The organism is Paenibacillus taiwanensis DSM 18679 (genome assembly GCF_000425125.1).
GTDB classification, from domain to species: domain Bacteria; phylum Bacillota; class Bacilli; order Paenibacillales; family Paenibacillaceae; genus Paenibacillus_B; species Paenibacillus_B taiwanensis.
The window spans coordinates 75,465-99,639 of sequence record NZ_KE384309.1; the positions used below are offsets into that span (position 1 = coordinate 75,465).

Annotated in this window: 19 protein-coding genes; all 19 read left to right on the forward strand. The window is 46.0% G+C overall.

Going from position 1 to position 24,175, the window contains the following annotated elements; genetic code table 11:
• The first annotated feature begins 8 nt into the window (after positions 1-8).
• The 19 genes from H509_RS0121335 to H509_RS0121425 all read left to right on the forward strand — a co-directional run bounded on the left by H509_RS0121335 (position 9) and on the right by H509_RS0121425 (position 23,858).
• A complete protein-coding gene (locus H509_RS0121335; protein ID WP_028546856.1) occupies positions 9-443 on the forward strand; it encodes a hypothetical protein in 435 nt (144 codons plus the stop codon).
• Positions 443-1,663: a transglutaminase-like domain-containing protein gene (locus H509_RS0121340; protein WP_028546857.1), complete on the forward strand. Its 1,221-nt coding sequence runs from the start codon at positions 443-445 to the stop codon at positions 1,661-1,663. Before H509_RS0121335 ends, H509_RS0121340 begins: the two co-directional genes overlap by 1 nt.
• A gap of 99 nt (positions 1,664-1,762) precedes the next feature.
• Positions 1,763-3,805: a peptidoglycan D,D-transpeptidase FtsI family protein gene (locus tag H509_RS0121345; protein ID WP_028546858.1), complete on the forward strand. Its 2,043-nt coding sequence runs from the start codon at positions 1,763-1,765 to the stop codon at positions 3,803-3,805.
• Positions 3,806-4,140: 335 nt separating this feature from the next.
• Entirely contained in the window at positions 4,141-6,549 is a 2,409-nt protein-coding gene (locus H509_RS0121350) for an endo-beta-N-acetylglucosaminidase (protein ID WP_028546859.1), read from the forward strand.
• A gap of 352 nt (positions 6,550-6,901) precedes the next feature.
• The gene (locus H509_RS0121355; RefSeq protein WP_028546860.1) at positions 6,902-7,891 is read left to right on the forward strand and encodes a metal ABC transporter solute-binding protein, Zn/Mn family; all 990 of its coding nucleotides are present in this window, start codon (positions 6,902-6,904) and stop codon (positions 7,889-7,891) included.
• Positions 7,892-7,979: 88 nt separating this feature from the next.
• Positions 7,980-8,753 carry a metal ABC transporter ATP-binding protein gene (locus tag H509_RS0121360; protein ID WP_028546861.1) on the forward strand — a complete coding sequence of 258 codons (774 nt, stop codon included), beginning with the start codon at positions 7,980-7,982 and terminating at the stop codon, positions 8,751-8,753.
• Positions 8,754-8,758: 5 nt separating this feature from the next.
• A complete protein-coding gene (locus H509_RS26235) occupies positions 8,759-9,712 on the forward strand; it encodes a metal ABC transporter permease (RefSeq protein WP_036698522.1) in 954 nt (317 codons plus the stop codon).
• On the forward strand, positions 9,709-10,599 hold the full coding sequence (locus tag H509_RS0121370; protein WP_028546862.1) for a metal ABC transporter permease: 891 nt from the start codon (positions 9,709-9,711) through the stop codon (positions 10,597-10,599). Before H509_RS26235 ends, H509_RS0121370 begins: the two co-directional genes overlap by 4 nt.
• Positions 10,600-10,954: 355 nt before the next feature.
• A complete protein-coding gene (locus H509_RS0121375) occupies positions 10,955-11,692 on the forward strand; it encodes a Cof-type HAD-IIB family hydrolase (RefSeq protein ID WP_028546863.1) in 738 nt (245 codons plus the stop codon).
• A gap of 55 nt (positions 11,693-11,747) precedes the next feature.
• Entirely contained in the window at positions 11,748-12,227 is a 480-nt protein-coding gene (locus tag H509_RS0121380) for a DUF456 domain-containing protein (RefSeq protein WP_028546864.1), read from the forward strand.
• Between the two features lie 38 nt (positions 12,228-12,265).
• The gene (locus H509_RS0121385; protein ID WP_028546865.1) at positions 12,266-13,936 is read left to right on the forward strand and encodes a putative polysaccharide biosynthesis protein; all 1,671 of its coding nucleotides are present in this window, start codon (positions 12,266-12,268) and stop codon (positions 13,934-13,936) included.
• Positions 13,937-14,105: 169 nt separating this feature from the next.
• On the forward strand, positions 14,106-15,398 hold the full coding sequence (locus tag H509_RS0121390) for a sugar ABC transporter substrate-binding protein (RefSeq protein WP_028546866.1): 1,293 nt from the start codon (positions 14,106-14,108) through the stop codon (positions 15,396-15,398).
• A gap of 50 nt (positions 15,399-15,448) precedes the next feature.
• On the forward strand, positions 15,449-16,765 hold the full coding sequence (locus tag H509_RS0121395; protein WP_028546867.1) for a sugar ABC transporter permease: 1,317 nt from the start codon (positions 15,449-15,451) through the stop codon (positions 16,763-16,765).
• Entirely contained in the window at positions 16,766-17,599 is an 834-nt protein-coding gene (locus H509_RS0121400; protein ID WP_028546868.1) for a sugar ABC transporter permease, read from the forward strand.
• Between the two features lie 97 nt (positions 17,600-17,696).
• On the forward strand, positions 17,697-19,433 hold the full coding sequence (locus H509_RS0121405) for an alpha-glycosidase (protein ID WP_028546869.1): 1,737 nt from the start codon (positions 17,697-17,699) through the stop codon (positions 19,431-19,433).
• 86 nt (positions 19,434-19,519) lie between these two features.
• The gene (locus tag H509_RS0121410) at positions 19,520-20,434 is read left to right on the forward strand and encodes a LacI family DNA-binding transcriptional regulator (RefSeq protein WP_028546870.1); all 915 of its coding nucleotides are present in this window, start codon (positions 19,520-19,522) and stop codon (positions 20,432-20,434) included.
• Positions 20,435-20,459: 25 nt separating this feature from the next.
• Positions 20,460-21,812, forward strand: coding sequence for an alpha/beta hydrolase (locus tag H509_RS0121415; RefSeq protein WP_028546871.1), 1,353 nt, complete (start codon positions 20,460-20,462; stop codon positions 21,810-21,812).
• The gene (locus H509_RS0121420; RefSeq protein WP_028546872.1) at positions 21,802-23,145 is read left to right on the forward strand and encodes an alpha/beta hydrolase; all 1,344 of its coding nucleotides are present in this window, start codon (positions 21,802-21,804) and stop codon (positions 23,143-23,145) included. Before H509_RS0121415 ends, H509_RS0121420 begins: the two co-directional genes overlap by 11 nt.
• 71 nt (positions 23,146-23,216) lie before the next feature.
• Positions 23,217-23,858: a DUF4352 domain-containing protein gene (locus tag H509_RS0121425; protein ID WP_028546873.1), complete on the forward strand. Its 642-nt coding sequence runs from the start codon at positions 23,217-23,219 to the stop codon at positions 23,856-23,858.
• Positions 23,859-24,175 lie beyond the last annotated feature (317 nt).

Consider the following 24,175-nt stretch of genomic DNA (forward strand, 5'->3'; position numbering starts at 1 on the left):
ATAGAGAAATGGATATGAATCAGCTTTTTGAGTTTTTGAAGCAGAACTGGCTAATTTTCCTGATTGCACTTATTGTATTGTTTGTCATCGTGAGCTTTGTGAAGACGGTGGTCAAATGGGCACTTGTACTTGTCATCGTGGCGGCTGTCGCTGTATATAGCGGCATTACGTGGAACGATATCGACAACGTCGTCACGACGGTAAAGGACGAGACCGTGCAGCAATTGAAGGATCAAGCAATGAATGCAATGGTTCAGGAAGCCAAGAAAGCGACTTTTTCGGCTGGAGCAGATGGTACATATACGATCAAGTCCCCGAATGTAGAATTAAAAGGCTCTACGAACAGCAGCAAAGTAAAGCTTGCCTTTAACGGCGTGTCGTTAGGGGAATGGGAGATTAACGATACTATGAAGTTGTTTATCGATGAGGCGAAGAAGAAGTGATGGACACCGTTCGGCAGTTGGCAGAGTTTAACCTCGTGACGATTGTACTGGTATGTGTCATTCTTTTTAGCGTATGGCAAGGGGTGAGCAGAGGCGCTTCAGGGTCTGTGCGTCACCTCTTCTTTCTTATAATGGAGTCAGGATTGACGGTTATAGCCTTATTGCTGTCCTATAAGGCTGCTCAAGCCTTATCACCGACAGTGGCGGCTTGGCTACAGGAAATGACCATTCAAATTCCAAGCCACGAGTTGTCCTGGTGGGAGCGCATGTATTATACGACGGTAACGAGCATAAGGGACTTTGCGCTGCTGCGATTCGCGTTATTGTGTATAGTGCTGTATATGTTAATACGGGTCATAATCGGTGCATTGACTCGACTTGTGTTGACGCTGCTTGCCCCTTCGTCAACCAATGATACACCGTCTGGTCAGCCACATGCTGACCAGCCGCTTAGACGTCAAGATTTGCATCAGTCTGCACATAAACCGCTTGTTATACGTTTTATGAGCCGTGTGGTGGGGGCTGTGGTCGGAGTCGTAACGGGTTTTGTTCGTGCGTTTTTTATTGTAGTGCTTCTATTTGGTTATGTAACCTTGCAGCAGGATTCAGTTGTTAGCAAAATGATACAATCATCTGCTGCATACCAAGCGGCGGCGAATCAAGTTATTGAGCCGCTTGCAGGGGCGTGGGTAACTAAACAGCTGCCTGTATTTACAGCGCAAGTCGAGGAGCAGTTAAGTGACTTGATGCAGCGCAAATACGAGGTCATTGATTATCGCATTCCGCATAATGTGGAGAAGGCTGCCTTTGAGGTGACCAAAGGAGCACGATCTGATGAAGAGAAAGCGCGTAAGTTGTATGATTGGGTTGGAACACGTGTGGCGTATGACTGGAACAAGGCGAATAATTATATCCAGCGTGGCGAGTGGAAGGAACAAACACCAGAAGAGACTTTTGATAGCCGGTTAGGGGTTTGTATTGATTATGCGAGACTGTACGCGATCATGGCACGTACGGTGGGACTAGAGGTTCGTGTAGTGACTGGTAGGGGGTACGATGGGAAAGGCGGATATGGGCCTCATGCCTGGAATACAGTAAAGCTTGGAGATCAAGGCTGGATACCTCTCGATGCAACTTGGGCGAGTACGGGCAACTGGTTTAATCCACCAAACTTTGAGGCTACCCACATTCCAGATAAAGGAGCATTATCCAACAGTTAATATGCGCTGTTTAGTCTTTGAGCGAGCCGTTCTTATGTGATAAACTAACATAATGAACATTACTCAACGAACATACTACGCAGGAAGGATGATGGTGCTTTGAGTCATCCACATTCGGACGAACCACACAAGCGCGAACTATTAAACCGCCGCCACTTTTCATTTCGACTAAATACTTTTTTCTTTGTTACTTTTGCTGTCTTTACGGTGCTTATAGTGCGCCTTGCTATATTACAATTTGTAGAGGGACCTAGTTTAAAGGAGAAAGAAACAAGATTAGGTTATAAGACAACCGCTATTCCTCCGCTGCGGGGAACTATTTATGATGCTGGCCAAAAGCGATTGGCTTATTCGACTTCGACGCAGTCTCTTTATTTTAACGTGGACAAGAATTACACGAAGGAAGAGAATATGGCAGATGCGAAGCAGCTTGCCCATACACTTGCTGATGTATTTAAGGAATACGGAGATACCTCTAAGGAGAAACCACTGACCGCTGAAGAGATTCTAAAGCGTATGGACTTAACAGGCAAGCTGAATTATGTGTTTGTGCCACGTTTAATCAAGACGGGATTAACCCCTAAGGAAATTGCTTATTTTTTGGAGCACAAGCCTGAGTACAAAGGACTCGATATTGTTGAGGACAGTGTACGGAACTATGATGAGGATACCGTTGCTGTACAGACAATTGGGTATTTGAAGAAGTTTAAAGGTGTGCGTGAATCATATGATTACTACAAAAATATTCAGAAAAATAAAGATACGTTGCCAGATGAGTTAAGATACCTTGATTATGAGGATGTTGGCGTAGACGGTATTGAATTGATGTATCAAGAGGAATTGCGTGGAAAGAACGGCTTGAAGAGGTTCCCTGTTAACGTTGCTGGTCGTATTATCGGTCAGATGGAGTTAACGAAGCCAGAGCGCGGGAACGATCTGCATCTGACGATTCATAAGGACATTCAGATGAAGACAGAAGAATCGATTATGAAGACGCTAGAGAAAGTGCGCAATTCTTCTGACTCCCTTGAGAGTGCTCCTAATGCGCGCACAGGTTATGCGGTAGCAATGGAAGTTAAGACTGGCAACGTCGTTACGATGGCAAGCATGCCTGATTATAATACAAACGTGTGGAAAAACGGCTCTATTAGCCCTGAAGATTACGAAAAGTATAAGTTTAATATGAACAACGGTACGATAAAGGCCGCATACGGTCCTTACGATGACGAGGAAATTAAGAAGCACCCCAACTCCATCGTTTACCTAGGTTCAACTATGAAGCCGCTATCGGTACTGATCGGCTTGCAAGAGAAGCTGTTTGGCTTATATGATAATTATTTTGATGGAGGATACGCTGAATTTGGACGTAAAGGCTACGAGACCAAGGTATGGAACTCTAGCCGGAAGTCATTCGGTTATATCGATGCAGCAGAAGCTTTGCGCGTATCGTCCAATGCTTTTATGGTTGAAATGATCGGCAAGCGATTGTACTCTCGGACTGACATGAACGGCCTTGAGGTGTGGGACAAGTACATGGAGATGTTTGGACTTGGTGTGAAGACAGGGAGCGGGCTTCCTGGTGAATTTGCCGGTTTGAAGGACTATCTTTCAGAAGCGGAAAGAAACAATTCACAGTCTGCACTCGTATACTCCTCTTTTGGCCAGCAAGGTAAATATACGACATTACAGCTTGCACAATATGCGGCAACTTTAGCTTCACATGGCAAGCGCATGAAGCCGCAGTTTGTCAGCAAGATTACGGATGGGGACGGTAAGATCGTCAAACAGTTCAAGCCGGAAGTGTTAAATGAAGTTAAGTTTAATGACTCGTATTGGGATATAGTAGAGCTTGGGATGAGTCGCGTTAACGTTCACGGCTTTGATGGATTCCCTTATAAATTCTATCGTAAGACAGGTACGTCACAGCAAGATGTTGGGGGCAGAACGATTGAAAACGGGGTGTTTATCGCTTATGCACCAGCTGAGAATCCAACTTTGGCTGTTGCGGTTGTCGTACCGGAGGGGGGCTATGGCTCCTATAGTGCGGCACCAATTGCACGTGCCATCTTTGATGCTTACGATGAAGCTGTAGGGCTTACAGGCACGCCGCGCAAAGCGACACCACCAGCTACAACGGAATAAGAATAAAGCGGCTGTTCTCAGATGAGGGCAGCCGCTTGTTTGTTGAAAGGCCTAGTAAACAGCATTAAAGGGAAAAATGTTGACTTCATTAGGTTTATATGCAAATTTGTGATAATAGTTTGTTATTCACTGTTATCTAGTATTTTTGCACTCTCCAGTATATAAATATTAGTAATATTTAGGTGAAAATATACGGTGTTATATTTAATTTGTACAACAAATATATAGTTTGTCCATTATGAAAGCGTTTACTATTTGCTTAAAATGAAGGGGTACGTCTCAGGGCCAGCGCGCGGTATGAGACGATACATAACTGAACAAAATGAGGTGCTAGGATGAAGCAGAAACAAAGAAGAGCAAGATGGGCGGCCATTCTTGGCTGGAGCATGATGGTATTCGTATTATCGGCTGGCGCAGCCCATGCACAGCAGCCATATACCTCTTATTGGTTTCCAGACCAACTGCTGAAATGGAGTCCGGCAGCGGACAAAGACGCGGAGTTTAACAAAGGGACGATTCGTCTGGCTGAACGTTTCACTGGTGAAAAGGTTAACGGCAACGCAAGTACCCAGCCTAAGCTGATGGGGCTTGCTGCTATGAATCCGCATACGAGTAATGTGCCTTCTCAAGGATCGGATCAGGACAGCGTTGATGCGTTCAGCTTCTGGCAGTATGTAGATACGATGGTGCTTTGGGGTGGATCTTCAGGAGAAGGGATTATCGTGCCACCAAGTGCTGACATTATTGATGCCGCGCACAAAAATGGAGTCCCGATCGTGGGCACGGTATTTTTCCCGCCAACTGCCTACGGTGGTACTTATCAATGGGTGCAGCAGACGCTGCAACAGCGCCCGGATGGTTCGTTTCCAGTAGCAGACAAACTGATTGAAGCAGCGGATTACTTTGGCTTTGACGGCTGGTTTATTAATCAGGAGACAGCTGGCGGCAATGCTGCGGATGCAACTAAAATGCAGCAGTTCCTCAAATATATGCAAGATCACAAAAAGCCAAACATGCAAGTAGTCTGGTACGACTCCATGACAAAAGGTGGCGGTATTAGCTGGCAAAATGCGCTGAACGCCCAAAATGAAATGTTTTTGCAAAGTGGCAGCAGCAAAATATCTGACTCGATGTTTATCAACTTTAACTGGTCCGCCTCTGGACTGCAAAGCTCAGCTAGTAAAGCCTCCAGTCTTGGCCGCAGCCCCTATGATGCTTACGCAGGCATTGATGTAGAGGCCAATGGAACCGGCAGTTACGTAAACTGGTCGGCCATCTTCCCACAAGGGCAACAAGCACGTACATCCCTCGGCATCTATCGGCCGGATTGGGCTTACCGCAGTGCCACTTCTATGAGCCAGTTTTACACGAAATCTAGCCAGTTCTGGGTTGGGGCAAATGGAAACCCAAGTCAAACGAATGCTTCGGGCTGGCCAGGCATGGCCCATTACTTTGCTGATAAATCCTCTATAAGCACGTTACCGTTTACAACCAACTTTAACACAGGTCATGGCAAAATGTTTGCGATTAATGGCAACGTCATGCGGACGAAGGAATGGAACAATCGCAGCTTGCAAGATATACTGCCAACATGGCGCTGGATTACGCAGAGCGAAGGTGCAGCGTTAACGCCTAGCTTGGATTGGGAGCAAGCTTACTACGGCGGTAGTTCCCTCAAAGTAAGCGGTAATTTGACCGCACAAAACGCCACTCATGTACGATTGTATCGGACAGCGCTGCCAGTTGACGCCAATACGGTATTATCTGTAACCTATAAGACGCCAATCGCTGGAGCACAGATCAAGGCGGCACTTGTATTTGCAGATCAACCGTCTCAAACAGAATACGTGTCCTTACAAAGCACAAATGCGTCAAACTGGACAACCTCATCTTTGCCGCTATCTGCATACGCAGGTCGTACGATTACAGAAATCGGTCTGAAATTCGAAAGCAGCATAGCAATTCCTAACTTTACTGCATACATTGGGGAGTTGTCTGTACGTAACGGCAGTCCGCAGCCTCCATTGCCGGCGGTATCTAATCTGACGGTTACAGAGCTTGGTTTGAGCGGCGCGTCAACCGATGTTCGTTTGAAGTGGGACTCCCTTTCAGGGGGCGTTCAGGTGTATGAAATTTACCGTATAAAGCCTGACGGCTCAAAGGAGTTCGTAAATGCGACACCTAACCGTGTTTTCTACATTCCACCTATGTTCCGCATCGGCAATGAACAACAGACTACACTCGAAGTCATTGCGCTCGGCAAAGATGGGCAGCGCGGAGCGGCAGCGCAAGTTAGCTTCATATGGTCAAATGTGCAGCCAGGTATAACAAATGTGGCCTTAAATCGTACCGCAACCGCGGATACGTTTGTAAGCGGAGAAACTCCTGCCAAAGCAGTTGATGGCACGGTGGCAAACAATAGTAAATGGTGCGCCACTGGCAGCGGCAACCATTGGTTAAGTGTTGACTTGGGTTCTTCTTATGCCATCACGAAGTTTGTCGTTAAACATGCTGCGGCTGGCTTGGAGTCTGCAAGTTTTAATACTCGTGACTTTAAGCTTCAGTTAAGTGCAGACGGCGTTAATTGGACAGAAGTGGTGAGCGTAACGGGCAATACGCAAGGAGAAACAAGCCACACGATTAGTGCAACCAATGCCCGCTATGCGAAGTTGGTGGTCACTAAGGCAACACAGACGAGTGATACAGCTGCACGTATTTATGAGTTGGAAGTATACGGGCAATAATGCAGCGTAAATAACAGAAGATTAAAACGGTATCTTTATAGAGCAAGGGGCTGCTGCTTGAGTAGTCGTGTTGAAGTTTTCCTACTTGAGCGGCAGCTCCATTTGAGTACATAAGGGGTTAGGCGCGTAGCAATATTAGGGACAAGGTACCAGTTGGCAGGGCAAGACATACAGTAGTATGAAAAGTATCCCTATTATCATTACATTTACAAGGAGTCAACAACTTTTTTTTGCCGAAAAAGTTGCACTGGGTAAACATTATTGTGTATATTAAACAAAAGAAGTACCGGTAAAAAGTATTGCTCTTATATAAAATATATAACTGCATACAATTTATAAAAGGGAGAGTGTAATGAAAGTGAAAGCAAAGTCAACAAGATGGAATTCAGCGCTTAAGCGTTTGGTTATGACTGTACTGTTTTTAAGTTTGGCAATGGGCATTGCGGCTTGCAGCAGTGGAAATTCACAACAAACTTCAAGCGGCACGACTGCCAATGAAGGCAGCGGCAAGCTGACAATCACAACTACGATAGGTATGATCGCGGATGTTGTCGAGCAAATAGGCGGCGATCACGTCGCCGTCACCGGTTTGATGGGCTCTGGAGTTGATCCGCATTTGTATAAAGCATCGCAAGGGGATATTAAGAAGCTGGATGAAGCGGATATCGTGTTCTATAACGGATTGCATCTTGAAGGCAAGATGGTAGATATTTTAGAAAAGATGAGCAAAAACAAAAAAACAGTTGCAGTCTCACAAAAGCTGGACGAAGCGAAGCTGTTGGCTGATCCGGCCGCTCCGGAGGCACATGATCCGCATATCTGGTTTGATGTGAGCAACTGGATTAGTGCGGCGGAAGTTATCCGTGACACCTTAGTGGAAATGGATGCTGCAAACGCAGACGAGTACCGTCAAAATGCAAATACGTATCTCGCTAAATTAAGAGAAACGGACGCATATGTTAGGGAACAGATCAAGACGATACCAGAGGGCAGCCGCGTATTAGTTACAGCGCATGATGCATTCCATTATTTTGGCAAAGCGTATGGGATGAAGGTGATGGGGCTTCAAGGCATAAGCACAGCATCTGAATATGGCAGCAGGGATGTAAGTGAGCTGCGTGATTATTTGGTTGATCACCAGATCAAGGCTGTATTTGTAGAGTCAAGCGTGCCAAAGAAAGCTATTGAAGCTGTTATCGAAGGGGCAAAGAAGAAAGGTCATCACGTTGCCATAGGCGGCGAATTGTTTTCGGATGCAATGGGGACACCAGGCACGCCGGAAGGTACTTATATCGGAATGGTCAAACATAACGTTGATGTAATTGTTAACGCTTTACAATAATGATTGTCTGTCATGCTGCGGAAAAGAATAATCCCGTTTGACTGACCGATTTATAAATAGAAGCAAGCAGTAGAGAGGAGGAGCAACAATGAAACAAACTAGACATGCATCACCTTTGACCGTTACAGGATTAACTGTCGCTTATCAAAAAAAGCCAGTGCTTCGTAACTTAACTTTTGATGTGCCAGAAGGTAAACTGATCGGAATTATTGGACCGAACGGTGCAGGGAAGTCTACCATGATCAAAGCGATTTTAGGATTGCTCCCTAAGGTTAGCGGAGAGGTTCAAATTTATGGCAAGCCATATGCTGAAATGAGAAAGCTTATCGGTTATGTGCCGCAGCGTGAATCGGTCGACTGGGATTTTCCTACGAATGCGTTGGACGTAGTCATGATGGGGCGTTACGGGCATCTGGGTTGGTTTAAACGCCCAGGCGCTAACGAGCGGGAAATAGCGCTGGACTGCCTGAATAAAGTAGGTATGGCAGATTATGCGCATCGCCAAATTTCACAATTGTCAGGCGGTCAGCAGCAGCGGGTGTTTCTGGCCAGAGCGCTTGCACAAAATGCGGATTTATATTTTATGGATGAGCCATTTGTTGGTGTTGATGCGATGACGGAGAAAGCGATTATTAGCTTGTTAAATGAGCTAAAGGCGCAAGGCAAAACGGTTCTTGTCGTCCATCATGATTTAGCAACTGTGAAAGAGTACTTTGACTGGGTGATGCTGCTGAATGTGGAGCTGATAGCTAATGGGCCTACAGAGCTTGTATTTACGAAATCGCTGCTCCACGAGACGTACGGTGGCAAATTAGCCGTATTTGACCAAGAAGACGGGGCTACCCTCGTCGGAGCGAGGTGACGACGATGTTATTATGGTCTTGGTCTGTATTGGCAGACCCTAATACACAATGGATCTTAATCGGCTGTATGCTGCTTGGCTTAATGAGCGGCATCATCGGCAGCTTTGCTTATTTGCGCAAGCAAAGCTTGGTGGGGGACACGCTCGCCCATGCAGCGCTGCCAGGCATTTGTATCGCTTTTATGCTTACTGGTGTGAAATCGCTACCGTTATTTTTTTTAGGCGCCTTAGTCGCGGGACTCCTTGCAACGTTTTCAATATCTGTCATTACGCGGTATTCGCGCATTAAGGCTGATGCGGCGATGGGTATCGTGTTGTCCGTTTTTTTTGGAATTGGGATTGTATTATTAACACAAATTCAGCATTCGTCATATGGCAATCAGAGTGGGCTTGATAAATTTTTGTTTGGGCAAGCTGCTTCTATGATTCAGAGTGACGTATACACGATGATCGGGGTATCAGCTGTTATTATTTTGGCTTGCAGCTTCTTGTTTAAGGAGTTTAAGCTGTTAAGCTTTGACCCGGGCTTTGCCCGTGGGTTGGGCTTTCCGATCGGTTTGCTGGAACAAATGCTAATGTTCTTTACCGTTATCGCTGTAGTTGTCGGCATTCAAGCGGTTGGTGTCGTGTTAGTTGCAGCATTGCTGATTACACCAGCAGTGTCGGCGAGATACTGGACGGATCGACTTGGACTGATGGTGAGCTTAAGTGGTATATTTGGCGCCATCAGCGGGGTTATTGGGACATTGATCAGCACGACTACTAGCAACCTGCCTACAGGCCCATTAAGTGTGTTGGCCGCAACGACCGTGTTTGTGTTCTCGGTGCTGTTTGCGCCACGCCGAGGTGTGTGTGCTAAAGTGATTCGGCGAATACGTACTAACCGTACGATTCGAGAGGAAGAACGTTCTCGAATGAGCGAGCGTGGCACTCGTTTGCGGAAGGAGGCCTCGTTGTGACGGATTTTTGGATTATTGCGACAGGGGCGTTGGTCGCCATCTCATGCGGCATACTTGGCTGCTTCCTTGTACTTCGAAAAATGTCACTAATTGGTGACGCAATCAGCCACTCCGTTTTGCCTGGAATTGTGATCGCTTTTATGATCAGCGGTTCACGTGATTCGCTTGCGATGCTATTAGGTGCTTCGGTTGTGGGACTTATTACCGTTTTTCTCATACAAATATTTCAACAGAGCGGCGTTCAGGCTGATGCTTCAATAGGGGTTGTATTTACAGCGCTATTTGCAGTTGGTGTTGTGCTTGTCAGCTTAAATGCACGTCAAGTCGATCTTGACTTAGATTGCGTATTATTTGGTGAAATTGCTTATGTACATTGGAATACGATTGACGTCTTAGGCATTGACTACATACCGAAGGCCGTCTGGATACTTGGATTTACGGTAGCTGTTATTTTCGTAGTAATTGGACTCTTTTACAAACAATTTAAAATTTGCGCGTTTGATCCCGCTATGGCACTTGCATGCGGTATTCCAGTGGCGTTGTTCCACTATCTCTTGATGGGTCTTGTCTCGATGACAACAGTGGCGAGCTTTGAAAGTGTTGGCGCTATTTTAGTTGTAGGTATGCTGATCGTACCTGCTGCTACGGCTTACTTGCTGACAGAGCGGTTGTCAGTGATGATCGTATACAGTGTGCTGATTGGTATTACTTGCGCAGTGCTGGGTTATTATTCGGCTGCATGGCTTGATGCTTCTATTGCTGGAATGATGGTCACTGTAGCAGGTGCGTTGTTTGTATTGGCTTTTATTTTTTCTCCGAGCCACGGTATGTTGGCACGGTTAATTAAACAGCGTAAGCTCGCTGTTCTTCACAGCCAAGTAAGCTGACGTGTAGTGTGCAGGAGGTACGCAACAGAAGCTTAACAAGTATGGAAAATAGGAAGTAAAAGGCATGCAGCAAGTGCTTAACTAGCATATGACGTGCACGTAAGAAACGAATAGACCATAGACAAGCTGGATTCGGGCATCTTATGATGCATCGGATTCAGCTTTCTTACATATAGGCCTACATACTCAAGTTATTTACAGGAAGAGGTAGATATTTTTGTTGTGCCTGTGCCGTTTATGATACAATGTCGTTATGTAAAATGGCGTATGGTAGCCGTCTTGCGCGCATGGCCACGAATTATGCCGAATGTGCGGATGAGCAAGCCATAAACGCCGGACGGGAGTGTAGGCAACAATGAGTAAATATACACTGTTAGCTCTCGACATGGACGGGACGCTGTTAGACGAGGACCAGCGAGTGAGTGAGGATACCGCCCAAGCGATAGCGGAAGCGCAAGCTGCGGGTGTAACGGTCATATTATCGACGGGCAGAGCCATTCAAAACGCGGTGCCTTATGCGGATCAGCTTGGTTTAACAGGACCGATGGTAACGGTAAATGGTGGTGAGGTATGGAAAAACCCTCAAGAGCTGTACATTCGTCATCTGTTGCAGCGCAGTTCTGTCTCGAAGATGTTGGAGCTGTCTGAGAAGTATGACACTTGGTTCTGGGCTTATTCGACTGAACGATTGTATAACAGGGAGAACTGGAACGGAAATGTGGAGCAGGAGGATTGGCTGAAGTTCGGATATTTTAATGAAGATGATACCATCCGTGGTCAATTGCTTGACGAATTACGCACTTTAGGTGGGTTGGAGTTAACCAACTCTTCACCACACAATATTGAGATTAATCCACTCGGCATTAACAAAGCATCAGGCGTGCAGACTGTGTGTGATCTGCTCGGTCTGGACATTTCGCAGACGATAGCCGTCGGAGATAGCTTAAATGACATTGCCGTCATTCGCCATGCAGGACTTGGTGTGGCGATGGGGAATGCGCAAGAGGAAGTGAAGCAGGCGGCAGATGCCATCGTAGCTTCCAATATTGAAAGCGGCGTAGCGGAAGTAATCCGCCGATTTATATTAACTTAATTATACGCATGACGACATTAATTGGATAGCGGCAGCAGCTAAGGAGGAATTCATGATGGCCTTTTTGGGATGGATACTTGTTATTGCTTTGTTTGCGGTCGGGATGGCGGGTGCCATCTTCCCTATACTTCCAGGGGCACTCGCGATATATGCGGCGTTCTTTGTGTATGGCCTATTTTTTACATTTGAACCGTTCGGGTTCTGGTTTTGGTCCATCCAGACGTTGATTGTTGTCGTTATGTTTGTGGCGGATTACGCAGTCAGCGCCTGGGGGGTCAAACGGTACGGAGGCTCAAGGGCATCCGTTATCGGCAGTACTATTGGTGTTATAATTGGCCCGTTTGTGATTCCGGCATTTGGACTTCTATTAGGTCCGTTTCTTGGCGCTTTGATTGGGGAGCTGATTACTGGTGCTGATGTCGGACGTTCAACAAAGGCTGCGGTTGGAGCAATCGTAGGTTTATTTACGAGCATGGTGACAAAGTTCATTCTGCAAGTCGTTATGATTGTGTTATTTATAATTTGGATTATTTAATTTGTGGTTTGTGGTAGAAGAGGAAAGAAGGGAAGCTTTTGGCAAAGGAGTCTTTTATTAAAGGGACGCTTATCATTGCAGCTGCTACTTTAGTAGCGCGCGTGCTGGGCGTATTCCAGCGGGTACCGCTTGAGCATATGCTCGGTTCGGTAGGTAACGCGGCGTTTGCCACATCTCAGAACGTCTACTTGATGATCTTGGCAATTGCGACTGCGGGTATTCCGAGTACGCTCAGCAAAATGGTATCTGAACGTTACGCCCTTAATCAGGTGCGTGAGGCCGAGCGTGTTTACGCTGCGGCGTTGCTGTTTGGTCTTATATCCGGCGTCGTTGTGACGCTGCTGCTGTTCTTTCTGGCGCCTGTTTATGCGACAGCAATCAAGCAGCCGGAAGCGGCGCTTGCTATTCGTGCGTTAGCACCCGCGTTGTTGCTGTTCCCGATGCTGGCGATGATGCGTGGATACACGCAAGGGCGCAATATGATGCAAGCGAGCGGTGTTTCCCAAATTGTGGAACAAATTTTACGTGTTGCAACAGCAATTGCGCTTGCTTTAATTTTAGTGAACAACGGCGCATCTCAAGCTTGGGCAGCTGCTGGTGCTTCCTTCGGTGGTGTGCTTGGTAGCATCGGTGCTTTTGCCGTAATGATTTACTATTTACGTAAGCTGCGCCGTTTGGATCGTGAAGCAGGCGTGCGAGCTCGTAGATCTAATACGCCACCTGTCTCGTTGAAAGCGATCTTTGCATCGATCTTTGCGTTATCGATTCCTATTGTACTGGCTTCACTTGCGGTGCCATTGGTCAACTTTATTGATTCGTCCATTACAGTGCCGCTCTTGTCTTCGGACGTAGGCGAAGCTACCGCGACGCATATCTATGGCATATTAGGCCAGCGTGCCCAATCGATTGCAGGCATTCCGCCAATTTTGGCGATCGCGCTCAGCACATCGATAATTCCGGTCATTTCCGCTGCTTATGCGAAGCGGGACATGCTCCACTTGCAACGCCAGATTTCACTTGCGATGCGGATTTCCGTCTTAAGCGGCATGCCGATCGTATTGGCGCTTGGCGTTGGTGCCTTTTCCATCAATGGTCTGTTGTTTAGTTCACTAGATGGTGCTGGTATTATTGCCATGCTGACGCTGGGCACGATATTACAGATCACGATGATGACATCAAGCTCAATTCTAATCGGACTGGGCAAGCCTTATATTGCGATGATTAGTGTGACGTTGGGCATTATCCTTAAGCTTATTTTTAGCTTTGTACTCGCACAATTTATCGGTGTATACGGTATTATTATGGCTACGATGATTACGTTCTTAATTATTACGTACCTCAACTTGCGTGTGATGAAGAAAGTCGTCAAATTTGACGTTATGGGCAAGCGTTGGCCTGGCTTTATATTGGCTACTTTGCTTGCAGGCGGCCTCGGTTATTTGACGGAGCGTCTTGGCGAGCAGCTTGTAGGTATTACAGCCCAATCTGTTAAATATGGAGAACCGCTAGCGGTTGTACCTCATGCGGGCCACAAGATAGGTTTTATGTTTACAGCAGGATTTGTAGGTCTAGTCGTGTTGGTTGTATTTATTGTAGGTCTAGTTGTGTTTCGTGTCGTCCGCAAGGACGAGCTTGGCAGCTATCCTCGGATTGTGCAAAAAGTGCTGCGGCCCATTATGCGCATCCAGAACACGGGTGCTAGAGGCTAGAATGGAATAATAACAAATGAAACAGACAGGCATTCTCTCTACAACTGAGAGAATGCCTGTTTTTTTATGTTATTGACGACTCGATTTAAAGGCGTTATCATATTAATGAAATTACTTAAACGTTTAAGTTAACTTGATTGTAGTTAAAATCAGACTGGAGGGATAAGTGATGTCAAAGCGTTTTATGATGGCCATGTGGATGGTGTTAGCTAGTTGTATGTTGCTTACAGCATGTGGAGCACAGCAATCGGGTCCACCTGCTGCGCAAAATGAAGTGCAAACGGAACAGCCGCCAGAGTTGCAAGCCAAGTTACAGCCAGAAGCGGGAGCGGAACTGCTTGTATGGGAATCTAAAGGACCTGAGTTGGATTTTATGAAAGCGGTCGCAGCAGACTTTGAACAAAAATATGGCGTAAAGGTGAAGGTGGAAGCCGTACCCGCAATTGATGCCGTAACAAAGCTGACAACGGATGGGCCTGCTGGGATCGGCGCAGATGTTTTTGCAGCGCCGCATGATCATTTAGGCAATGCAGTTATGGCAGGGCTAGTCCTGCAAAATGATGTGTTAGACGATCAGGCAAAGCAGCAATTTATGACTTCGGCGCTGGAAGGGGTTAGTTATGAAGGGGTGCTGTACGGTTATCCGACTGCAATTGACACCTATGCGTTGTACTACAATAAAAAGCTGCTGCCGAAAGCCCCTGCGACTTATGAGGAACTGATCCAATTTGCCAAAACGTATAATGATCCTCCGAAGAAAAAGTACGCCTTCATGTGGAATGTAGGGCAGTTGTATCAATCCTATTCTTTCCTGGCGGGTTATGGCGGTTATGTGTTCGGCGATGGCGGAACGAATGCAGCGGACATGGGGCTGAATAGTGCTGAATCGATTGCAGGAGCAAAATATTTACAATCATTAAAGCCCATTTTGCCTATTAACGTTAACGATATCAACGACAATATTATTACCGGATTTTTCGTAGAAGGCAGTACGGCAGCCATCATTAACGGCCCTTGGCTAATGAATGAGTTGACGAGTGCAGGTGTCGATTATGCCGTGGCACCATTGCCGCTCTTGCCAAATGGCGAGCACCCGAAAAGTATGTCAGGTATTCGGGCTTTATATGTCAACTCGTATACCGAATATCCGGCAGCAGCCAAGCTGTTTGCGCGTTATGTCACTTCACAGGACAAGGGCAAGCAGCGATTTGAAATGACAAGACAGCTGCCGGCTAGAAAAGATTTAATGGCCGAGCCTACAATTGCGCAGGACGCTAATATTATGGCATTTTTGGAGCAAGCAAAGCACTCTACGCCAATGCCTTCCATTCCTGAAATGGGAACCGTATGGGTTCCGGCAGGCGCTGCACTGGCTGCAATCTGGAACGACAATCAGGAGCCAAGTGTAGTGCTGGATAAGGCAGCAGCTCAAATCAAGACAGCGATGCATTCGAAGAAATAATCGGTTACATGAACGGGGAATTTCAAAAATCGACGAAGGCGGTCTTCCGTATGATGGCAACAACAGATGCTCGTCGGCATCGGACCACAGCTGCTATTTTCTCGACGGTATTTATAGGTTTGGGTCAGTTATACAATAAGCAATATAGTAAGGGCTTGCTATTTATGATAGCAACCCAGTTGTTCTTTTGGAACTATTATCCGATCGTTTATAAAGGGATACAAGGGCTCATTACATTAGGCGATGTGCCAACAAAGATTGTTGCTGGAAATGTCATTAAAGGGGACCATTCCATCTTCATGCTCATCCAAGGCATCATAATGATCGTCTTGGTGCTGTTATTTGCAGGTTTCTATGCGCTGAATATATACGATGCCAAGAAGAATGGCGAGCTAAGAGACAAAGGTAAGCCAGTCCCTGGATTTCTAATATCGCTAAGGCAGGCTAAGTTCAGACACTTCCCGTATTTGCTGCTGCTGCCCGCTCTATTTTTTGTTCTGTTTGTGACGGTGTTGCCGCTAGTGTTTAATGTATTAATTGCTTTTACAAACTACTCGGCACCGCATCACATTCCAGATCGCAACCTGGTGGACTGGACGGGGCTGAGAACCTTTTACGATTTGTTTGCGCAGGAGTCGTGGCGGACGACCTTTTTTGGAATATCCGTCTGGAATATCATCTGGGCGGTAGCGTCCACGTTGACCGTTTTTTTTAGCGGTCTTGTGTTGGCATTAATGGTGAATCACCCTAAAGTGAAGTTCAAAAAGTTTTGGCGAACAATGTTTATTTTGCCGTGGGCCGTTCCGCAATTTATATCGATACTCGTATTTCGTGTGCTGTTGAACGGTTCTTTTGGTCCCGTGAATGACATGCTGGTTAAGCTGGGGATGTCGCCTGTGCCGTGGCTTTCGGACCCGACAATGGCCAAAGTTACGATACTAATCGTTAACTTGTGGTTCTCGACGCCGTTTTTGATGGCGTTAATGTCCGGCGTGTTAACGACACTGCCGCGTGACTTGTATGAGGCAGCCGCCGTGGATGGTGCCACCGGAACACAGCGGTTTAGGAAACTTACGCTGCCGCTTGTGCTGGCAGCCACCGCACCCATTTTAATTATGCAGTTTGCATTTAACTTTAACAATTTTAACTTGATTTATATGCTGACGGATGGCAGCCCGAATCATCCTGATTACTATTACGCAGGCAGTACCGATATTTTGATCTCGTGGATTTTTAAAATGACGCTAAATCAAAGCCAATTTAACATGGCTTCTGCTGTATCGATTATCATGTTTGTCTTTATTGCCGTCTTTTCTCTATGGAACTACAGAAGGATGAAGACTACACGAGAAGAGGATAGAATCTAAATGTCAAAATTGCTGAACAATTTGGTCGTCATTGGCATATATGCTGTGTTTGCTGTGCTGCTGTTAACGACAATGTATCCGCTAATTTGGGTGATCGGTACCTCTCTTCATCCAGGAAATACGTTAATGGTAAGCAGTATGTTTCCGAAGCAGCCGACGCTAGAGCATTATGTGGAGCTTATTCGAAATACTGATTTTGTATTGTGGTTCCGAAATACAGTCACAATTGCACTTGCAAATGCGGTTATATCTACAGGACTAGTGGCAGCTACAGCTTATGCTTTCTCCCGTTTTCGCTTTAAAGGTAGACAGCAAGGTTTAATGGCGCTGCTTATTTTGCAAATGTTTCCTGGCTTTTTATCGATTATGGCTATCTTTGTCCTGCTGCTGCAAACGAAGCTGCTAGACACGCATTTGGGTCTCATTCTCATCTACGCTGGCGGTTCAATCTCGATGGGCACATGGGTGATGAAAGGTCATTTCGATACGATTCCGAAAAGTTTGGAAGAGGCGGCGTACATTGACGGCGCGAGTCATATGGTCACGCTGTTTAAAATTATTTTGCCCTTGTCGCTGCCGGCGATTACTTTTGTAGCTTTAAACAGCTTTATAACGCCGTTTATGGACTTTATCCTACCTCAAATTGTGCTGAGATCGTCCGATAAAATGACGTTGGCACAAGGGTTGTACAATATGGTCGCAACAGAAACCAATTCCAGCTTTACAACGTTTGCCGCTGGTGCGGTGCTTGTGGCACTGCCGATCACCATTTTGTATATGTATTTTCAAAAATATTTGATCCACGGCATGACGGCGGGTGCGGATAAAGGCTAAGTCATTTCGAGGCGAAGCTTACCGAACTATTTACTTAGGTATAACACGAATTAGACTTGTGTAGTCATCTCCATTCAGGAAGGGAGCAGGTTAGATCATGTTACTCGAAGCGATTTATCATCGACCGGGACAGTCCTATTGTTACTCTTATGACGAACATACGATTCATATCCGACTGCGGGCCAAGAAGAACGACTTGCATACGGTTAGCGTGCTTTATGGTGATAAGTACGACTGGGACCATACGGCATCCGTAACCGAACTTTATAAGCTGGCAAGTGACGAGTGGTTTGATTATTGGCAAGCAGAAGTTGCGCCATTACATTTGCGGCTGCGGTATGCATTCCAGCTAACAGATAATGAGCAATCGATCTGGTATACAGAAAAAGGCTTTGTGAAGGACAAGCCGCACAATCCGCTAACTTTTTTTGATTTCCCGTTTCTTTGGGCAAATGAGGTGCTTCAGCCACCTGCTTGGGTAAAGGATGCGGTGTTTTATCAAATTTTCCCGGATCGATTTGCGAATGGTGACCCGTCAAATGATCCTGAGTCGGTTCGACCTTGGGAAGCATCTTCACCCGGTCCACATGATTTTTATGGCGGCGATTTGCAAGGGGTGCTGGAGCGACTCGACTACATGAGTGAGTTGGGTATCAATGCGATTTATTTTACGCCTTTGTTTGCAGCGAAGACAAACCATAAATATGATACGACTGATTATATGAAGGTAGATCCGCAGTTTGGCAATACCGAATTGTTAAAAAGTGTAGTAAAGGCATGCCATGATCGTGGCATTCGAGTCATGTTGGATGCCGTATTTAATCATTGCGGCTATTGGTTCGCCCCTTTTCAGGATGTGCTTGTGCATGGAGAGAGATCACGCTATCGGGATTGGTTTCATATCCAATCGTTTCCGCTGACATGTGCACCACGGCCTTCCTATCATTGCTTTGCCTTTGAATCACATATGCCGAAGCTAAATACAGTTCATACAGAAGTGAGGCAATATTTGCTGGATGTTGCTCAATATTGGATTCGTGAATGTGATATTGACGGCTGGCGATTGGATGTTGCCAATGAGGTGGATCATGAATTTTGGCGGGAATTTCGTAAAGCATGCAAGTCCCTAAAGCCGGACTTTTATATTCTTGGGGAAATTTGGCACGATGCGATGCCTTGGTTGCAAGGTGACCAATTTGATGCGGTGATGAACTATCCAGTGACGGAAGCGATTCTTGACTTTTATGCAAAGAACTTGATCAATGCGGAGCAGTTTGCTTCTCAAGTAAATAAGCTATTGGCTGACTATCCTCAGCAAGTAAACGAGGCAACATTTACGATATTAGGCAGTCACGACACGCCGCGCCTGCTGACGGTGACGCAGGATGAGAGGAAGATGAAGCTTGCTGTGTTGTTCCAATTCAGCTTCCTGGGGGCGCCATGCATTTATTATGGTGATGAGATTGGGATGACGGGAGGGGAAGACCCGGATTGCCGCAAGCCGATGATATGGGATGTTTCGCAGCAGAATCGCAGCTTATATTCATTTTATCAACAGCTTATTACTATGCGAACTTCGAAGCGAGCATTACAAGCAGGTGCTTACCGAATCATATATGCGAAAAAGCAGCAGTTGGTTGTAGAAAGAAAACACGACCATGAGCAGGTGTTCATTTGTTTTAACAATAGCGAGGAAGCAATCACCTTTACGGTTGCGGGGCTGAAAATAGCATCTGAGTTATGTATGCTGCTGGGGAATGGAGCATTCAAACAAGAAAACGATCAGCTTATCATTAGCTTACCTGCTTACGGCTGGAGTCTGCTTCATAACTAATGTCCGTCCAATAGCAAAATTGACACACAATAGGTGGTATGCTTTAATTGGCTTAAACGTTTAAGTTTAAGTGAGGTCGAAACAGAATGAAGAAAACAACGATTAAAGATATCGCTCAAGCTGCTGGAGTGTCCATTGCAACCGTGTCTTACATTTTGAACGATGTAAAGACGCAGTCCATCTCGGACGAAACACGCGTGAAAGTATTAAAAATTGCACAGCAGCTCAAGTATGTGACGAATCGTACGGCACAATCGTTAAAGATCAAAAAAACGGGACTTATCGGAATTTTATGGTTTAAAGATAGTGAGCCAAGTCCGTGGTCTGAGCTTAAATATGCCAAAACGATTAGCAAAATTGAACAGCAGTGCAGTTCGCTTGGTTACCATGTAATTTTGATGCAGATAGACCGCTCGGAGCCGTCTTACAAAGTGATTATGGAACGGAATTTGGACGGCGTATTTCTTATTAATGTGGATCAAGAAAGGTTTGCCACCATTACCCCTTACTTCGGGTTTGGCATTCCGGTTTTTGTCGTTGATAGTTATATTGAGGATTCGCTCTTCCATAAAGTAATGCCAGATGTGAAAGCAGGCTTTGAAGCTTCTACTGTTATGTTGGGTGAAGCACCACAATTTCTAATAACGGATGCATACAACAATCAGAAGTGGATGGACATGATCAAGCATGTGAGCGGCTTGCCAGAAGAGAGGATACATGTTTATAAGAACGCAGATGCACTGCAAGCTTTCTTGGCAAAGCATGAACATCATGTGGGGATCGTGCTAAATGAATTTGTAGCTAATGAGGCGGCGCTGTCACATACGCGTTTTGTCGCCTGGTGCACGTGTCTTTGTCCAGAAGTGCTGCGTGACGATATCGTGCGGATATCGTTCTGTATGGACGAGTATACGACTATTGTGAATGTAATGAACCGTTATATTGATGATCCGGAATATAAAAACGAGGAGAAGTTTATTAGATTGCCCGTCTCCTCGTAAATATACGGTATGAGGAGAATGCCCAGTGGGTTCAGCACGTTTAATTGAGATCAAACCGTTTTATTCGACTATTTTAAACAATACAAGAGATATGTTTGTATATTTACCAGCGAGCTATGACCAAAAAGCGATGCAGCGCTATCCTGTCCTCTATATGCATGATGGTCAACATGTGTTTTTTGCAGATCACAAGGGAGAGTCCTGGGATGTGCATAAGACGGTTGATCGTTTAGTTGCCGAAGGGAAAATGCAGGAGATTATTATAGTTGCCATTGCTCATGTGGCGGATGCACGAATTGCGGAATATATGCATGCCAATCCGGATGGACACAATGTGTTCCATACGGCTAATCAGGGAGAACTGTACGAGCAATTTCTCGTGCAGGAAGTGAAGCCATACATTGATCGAGAGTACCGGACACTGCCAGGCAAGGAGCATACCGCCTTAATGGGCTCATCTGCTGGGGGGTTAGTTTCCTATAATATTGGTTTCCGTCAATCGGAAACGTTTGGCATGATCGGCGCGTTATGTCCTTTTTTTGTTAGTGTGGAGCCCAACACGATGGAAGCCAGATGGCAAAGCTATATTTACACAACGAAAAAGGATCTTAAAATATGGATCGACGTTGGAGATGCGGAAGGCTTTACCGTCATGGAACAGCATGTGCGCCATGTGGTGGATGTTCTCGTTCAAATTGGCTATGAGCCAGGAAAAGATCTTATGTATTACTATGCAGTAGGTTCTGGCCATTCGCAAAAAGATTGGGCGGCAAGGGTTCATGCGCCACTGCTTTATTTTTTTGGAAATATCGGCAAACCAGTGAGCGTTGAACTGCACGGACCTGAGGTGATAGGCATTCAAGGGCCGAAGCAGGCCTTGAATCCAATTGTTCGCTTTGACAGCGGCTTTATGATGACGGATATTAACGCTGCCTATGAGGTAGCTGATGCCGAGTTGTTGACAGTAGCCACGAATGGGATGTTAGCTCCGCGTCAGTCTGGACACACAAGTGTTACGTATGTTAACCAGCAGCTGCGGGCGAGCAAAGATATAGCGGTGGTGCCGTATGTGTCAAACACGGCGTCGATTGACATCTATGTAAAAGTACCCGCATACACGCCGCGTACGGATAGTCTGTATGCGGGCATTGAATTGCCGATGATAGAGGAAGGGCTTTATGGCGGCAGGTTTGAGGTGCCAAGAGAGATGTCGTTTGAATTTAGAATTTCGCGTGGCTTAGGCAAGCATGAAACAGACCGCGACGGTCACGAGGTTCCTTACCGCCGATTTACCGTGACGGATGGGCTGGAATTACGTTACGAAGTGGAGCATTGGGTCGATCTAATCGCGAATAAGGGTGATGACAATGAAGCATAGCTCAACCATTTTACGAAATGAAGGATTCTACTCGGCGTTGTTGGATAATAGGCGTGATCTGGTGGTGTATTTGCCTCCTTCCTATCAGGAAGATTCGAGCAGACGGTATCCGGTGTTATATGTACATGATGGACAAAATATTTTTCACCCTGCGTTTAACGGGTATTCATGGAACATTCATACAACTGTTGACAGGCTAATTAAAGATCGGATTATAGAGGACATAATCGTGGTCGGCATTCCTAATATGGGGATGGAACGAGCTGATGAATTTACACATGAACTGGAAGGTATTTGCTATCAAGACGATAAGGTGCCGATTCAACCACGGGGCGAGCTATATGAGCAGTTTATTATTGAAGAAGTAATGCCGTTTATGGATGCCGTATTCCGTACCAAAACAGGGCCGGAACATACGGCCTTGATGGGCTCTTCAAGAGGTGGACAAGTGACGTATCATATCGGCATGCGGCGTCCTGACGTATTTGGGATGTTGGGAATCGTTTCTCCTTATTTCTATTGTGTAGATCCACAGACGCAGCGTGAAGTGCCTATGTATCATACATTTCATGAGAAGCAGCCCGTGTCTAAAATATGGATCGATCTCGGAAGCTGTGAAGGACTGCTAATAAGAGAGCAGCATGTACGTGAGGTGACTGAGAAGCTGCTTGGATTAGGGTACAGCCCAGACGATGAGCTCGTTTATTTATATGAACCGGATGCGGCTCATGTGGAGCGAGATTGGGCAGCCAGAGTAGCTTCGCCCCTCATTCACTTCTTTGGCGACAAGGGAAAGCTACGTACCTTAAAGCTGAATACGGGTGAGGAAATGGAAGAGGTGGGGGTAATCGGCCCAACCTGTCGATTGAACCCTATCGTGGAGTATGATACGGGCTTTAAGATGACTGTATTAAGAGCGCACTATCGTATCGAGGATGAACGTATTGTACAGATTCGAGAGGATGGGACCGTCATTCCTTTGCAGTTAGGAGAGACAAAGGTGACCGTTCGTTATGGGGATTTGGAAGCTGTCGTTACGCTGTGTGTTGTAGCGGAAATACGAACCAATGTCCAGTTGGAGCTTGTCGTTCACGCGCCTCAGAATACTCCGGATGGCGTTAAGCTCTATGCTTGGTTTCCGCTAGTACACCATCCGCATACCGATACGTATACGAATCAGGTGCAAATACCGATGTATGCGGAGTGGGTGTTTCAAGTAAGCCGTGAGGATGGAAAGGTAGAAACAGATGCAGCGGGGAATAAAGTGGAGCGCCGCTATAAAGCGCTGGCAGATGCGAAGCTCGATATTTATGTGGAGCAATGGTCTTCGTAATGTAAGAGCGATAATCGGGATAAAGAGATAGAGCGAAACAGGATAGGGATTAGCTGAAAGGAGAGAACAATATGAATAAATGGTTCGTTGGCATTTTATGCAGCACGATGCTCTTTACAGGTATTGCGTTGGCTACCTCACACAACACGTCTGATGCAGAGCGAGAAACATTTAACGGGCGGGATGTCGTTCGAGTTATGCATAACAAGCCGATCGCCATTGAGGGCAGCATAGATATCCCGCAAGGGAAACGGAATCATCCAGATCAGAAGCCTAATACATCAAATACGAACAACAAAGATGGGCAGCAGGCTACTTTTCAAACATTGCCGCTCACTCAAACTATTAACGGGATTGAAGTGACGGTGCATGCTGTTCGATTAACGAAGGACCAAACCGATTTTGAAATTACAGTAAACAACAAGACGGATAAAGAACAAGTTAAGCTTTATTTGGCGGATATGAAGGTTGGAGCCAACCGTGGGATTAAAGGCAAAACCTATGAGACGGTCGTAGCTGCGTCCCACAATCCTGATTTTAAAAACGCTGTAATTAATCCTGGTAAAGAGCGGCACGGCTGGGTATACAACAAAGCGCTTGCAGATAAAGACGTGCAAAATTTAACATTGAGGTTATCTGTCCTTGGACAAGAGGGAAAGAGAGAGTTAGTGTTCAAAATGGACTGTAAGGAGTTGCAGTTTCGTACGCTTTGATGAGAAACGGTTGTACGTAAACTATAACTGAATTAGGGGGATGTGACCCATCATATTTGTGCATTTGGTGGAATAGGATAGATCATACGCCTTTACGTGCTACCCGAGAAGGGGCATAAGCAGAAAGCTTACACTTTTTGCTTATGCCTTTTTGTTTTGGCTTGGCATCGCACAGGCTGTATGAACATCGATGTGCCGCGCCGTCAGAGGTGAGAAACAAGTGGGGGAGCTATGGGTGAGCCAATCCATTTTGCATGTGGTGGTTAGAGGCAGCTGCTTCTAGGAGAGAACCTACAGCCGAGTGGCGGTTCACACGT

What these genes read in the sequence shown, in the direction of transcription:
- H509_RS0121420 (WP_028546872.1), top strand. Translation starts at nt 21,802, where the DNA reads ATGAAGCATAGCTCAACCATTTTACGAAATGAAGGATTCTACTCGGCG.
- H509_RS0121390 (WP_028546866.1), top strand. Translation starts at nt 14,106, where the DNA reads ATGTCAAAGCGTTTTATGATGGCCATGTGGATGGTGTTAGCTAGTTGT.
- H509_RS0121395 (WP_028546867.1), top strand. Translation starts at nt 15,449, where the DNA reads ATGATGGCAACAACAGATGCTCGTCGGCATCGGACCACAGCTGCTATT.
- H509_RS0121335 (WP_028546856.1), top strand. Translation starts at nt 9, where the DNA reads ATGGATATGAATCAGCTTTTTGAGTTTTTGAAGCAGAACTGGCTAATT.
- H509_RS0121340 (WP_028546857.1), top strand. Translation starts at nt 443, where the DNA reads ATGGACACCGTTCGGCAGTTGGCAGAGTTTAACCTCGTGACGATTGTA.
- H509_RS0121360 (WP_028546861.1), top strand. Translation starts at nt 7,980, where the DNA reads ATGAAACAAACTAGACATGCATCACCTTTGACCGTTACAGGATTAACT.
- H509_RS0121425 (WP_028546873.1), top strand. Translation starts at nt 23,217, where the DNA reads ATGAATAAATGGTTCGTTGGCATTTTATGCAGCACGATGCTCTTTACA.
- H509_RS26235 (WP_036698522.1), top strand. Translation starts at nt 8,759, where the DNA reads ATGTTATTATGGTCTTGGTCTGTATTGGCAGACCCTAATACACAATGG.
- H509_RS0121410 (WP_028546870.1), top strand. Translation starts at nt 19,520, where the DNA reads ATGAAGAAAACAACGATTAAAGATATCGCTCAAGCTGCTGGAGTGTCC.
- H509_RS0121350 (WP_028546859.1), top strand. Translation starts at nt 4,141, where the DNA reads ATGAAGCAGAAACAAAGAAGAGCAAGATGGGCGGCCATTCTTGGCTGG.
- H509_RS0121375 (WP_028546863.1), top strand. Translation starts at nt 10,955, where the DNA reads ATGAGTAAATATACACTGTTAGCTCTCGACATGGACGGGACGCTGTTA.
- H509_RS0121380 (WP_028546864.1), top strand. Translation starts at nt 11,748, where the DNA reads ATGGCCTTTTTGGGATGGATACTTGTTATTGCTTTGTTTGCGGTCGGG.
- H509_RS0121355 (WP_028546860.1), top strand. Translation starts at nt 6,902, where the DNA reads ATGAAAGTGAAAGCAAAGTCAACAAGATGGAATTCAGCGCTTAAGCGT.
- H509_RS0121400 (WP_028546868.1), top strand. Translation starts at nt 16,766, where the DNA reads ATGTCAAAATTGCTGAACAATTTGGTCGTCATTGGCATATATGCTGTG.
- H509_RS0121405 (WP_028546869.1), top strand. Translation starts at nt 17,697, where the DNA reads ATGTTACTCGAAGCGATTTATCATCGACCGGGACAGTCCTATTGTTAC.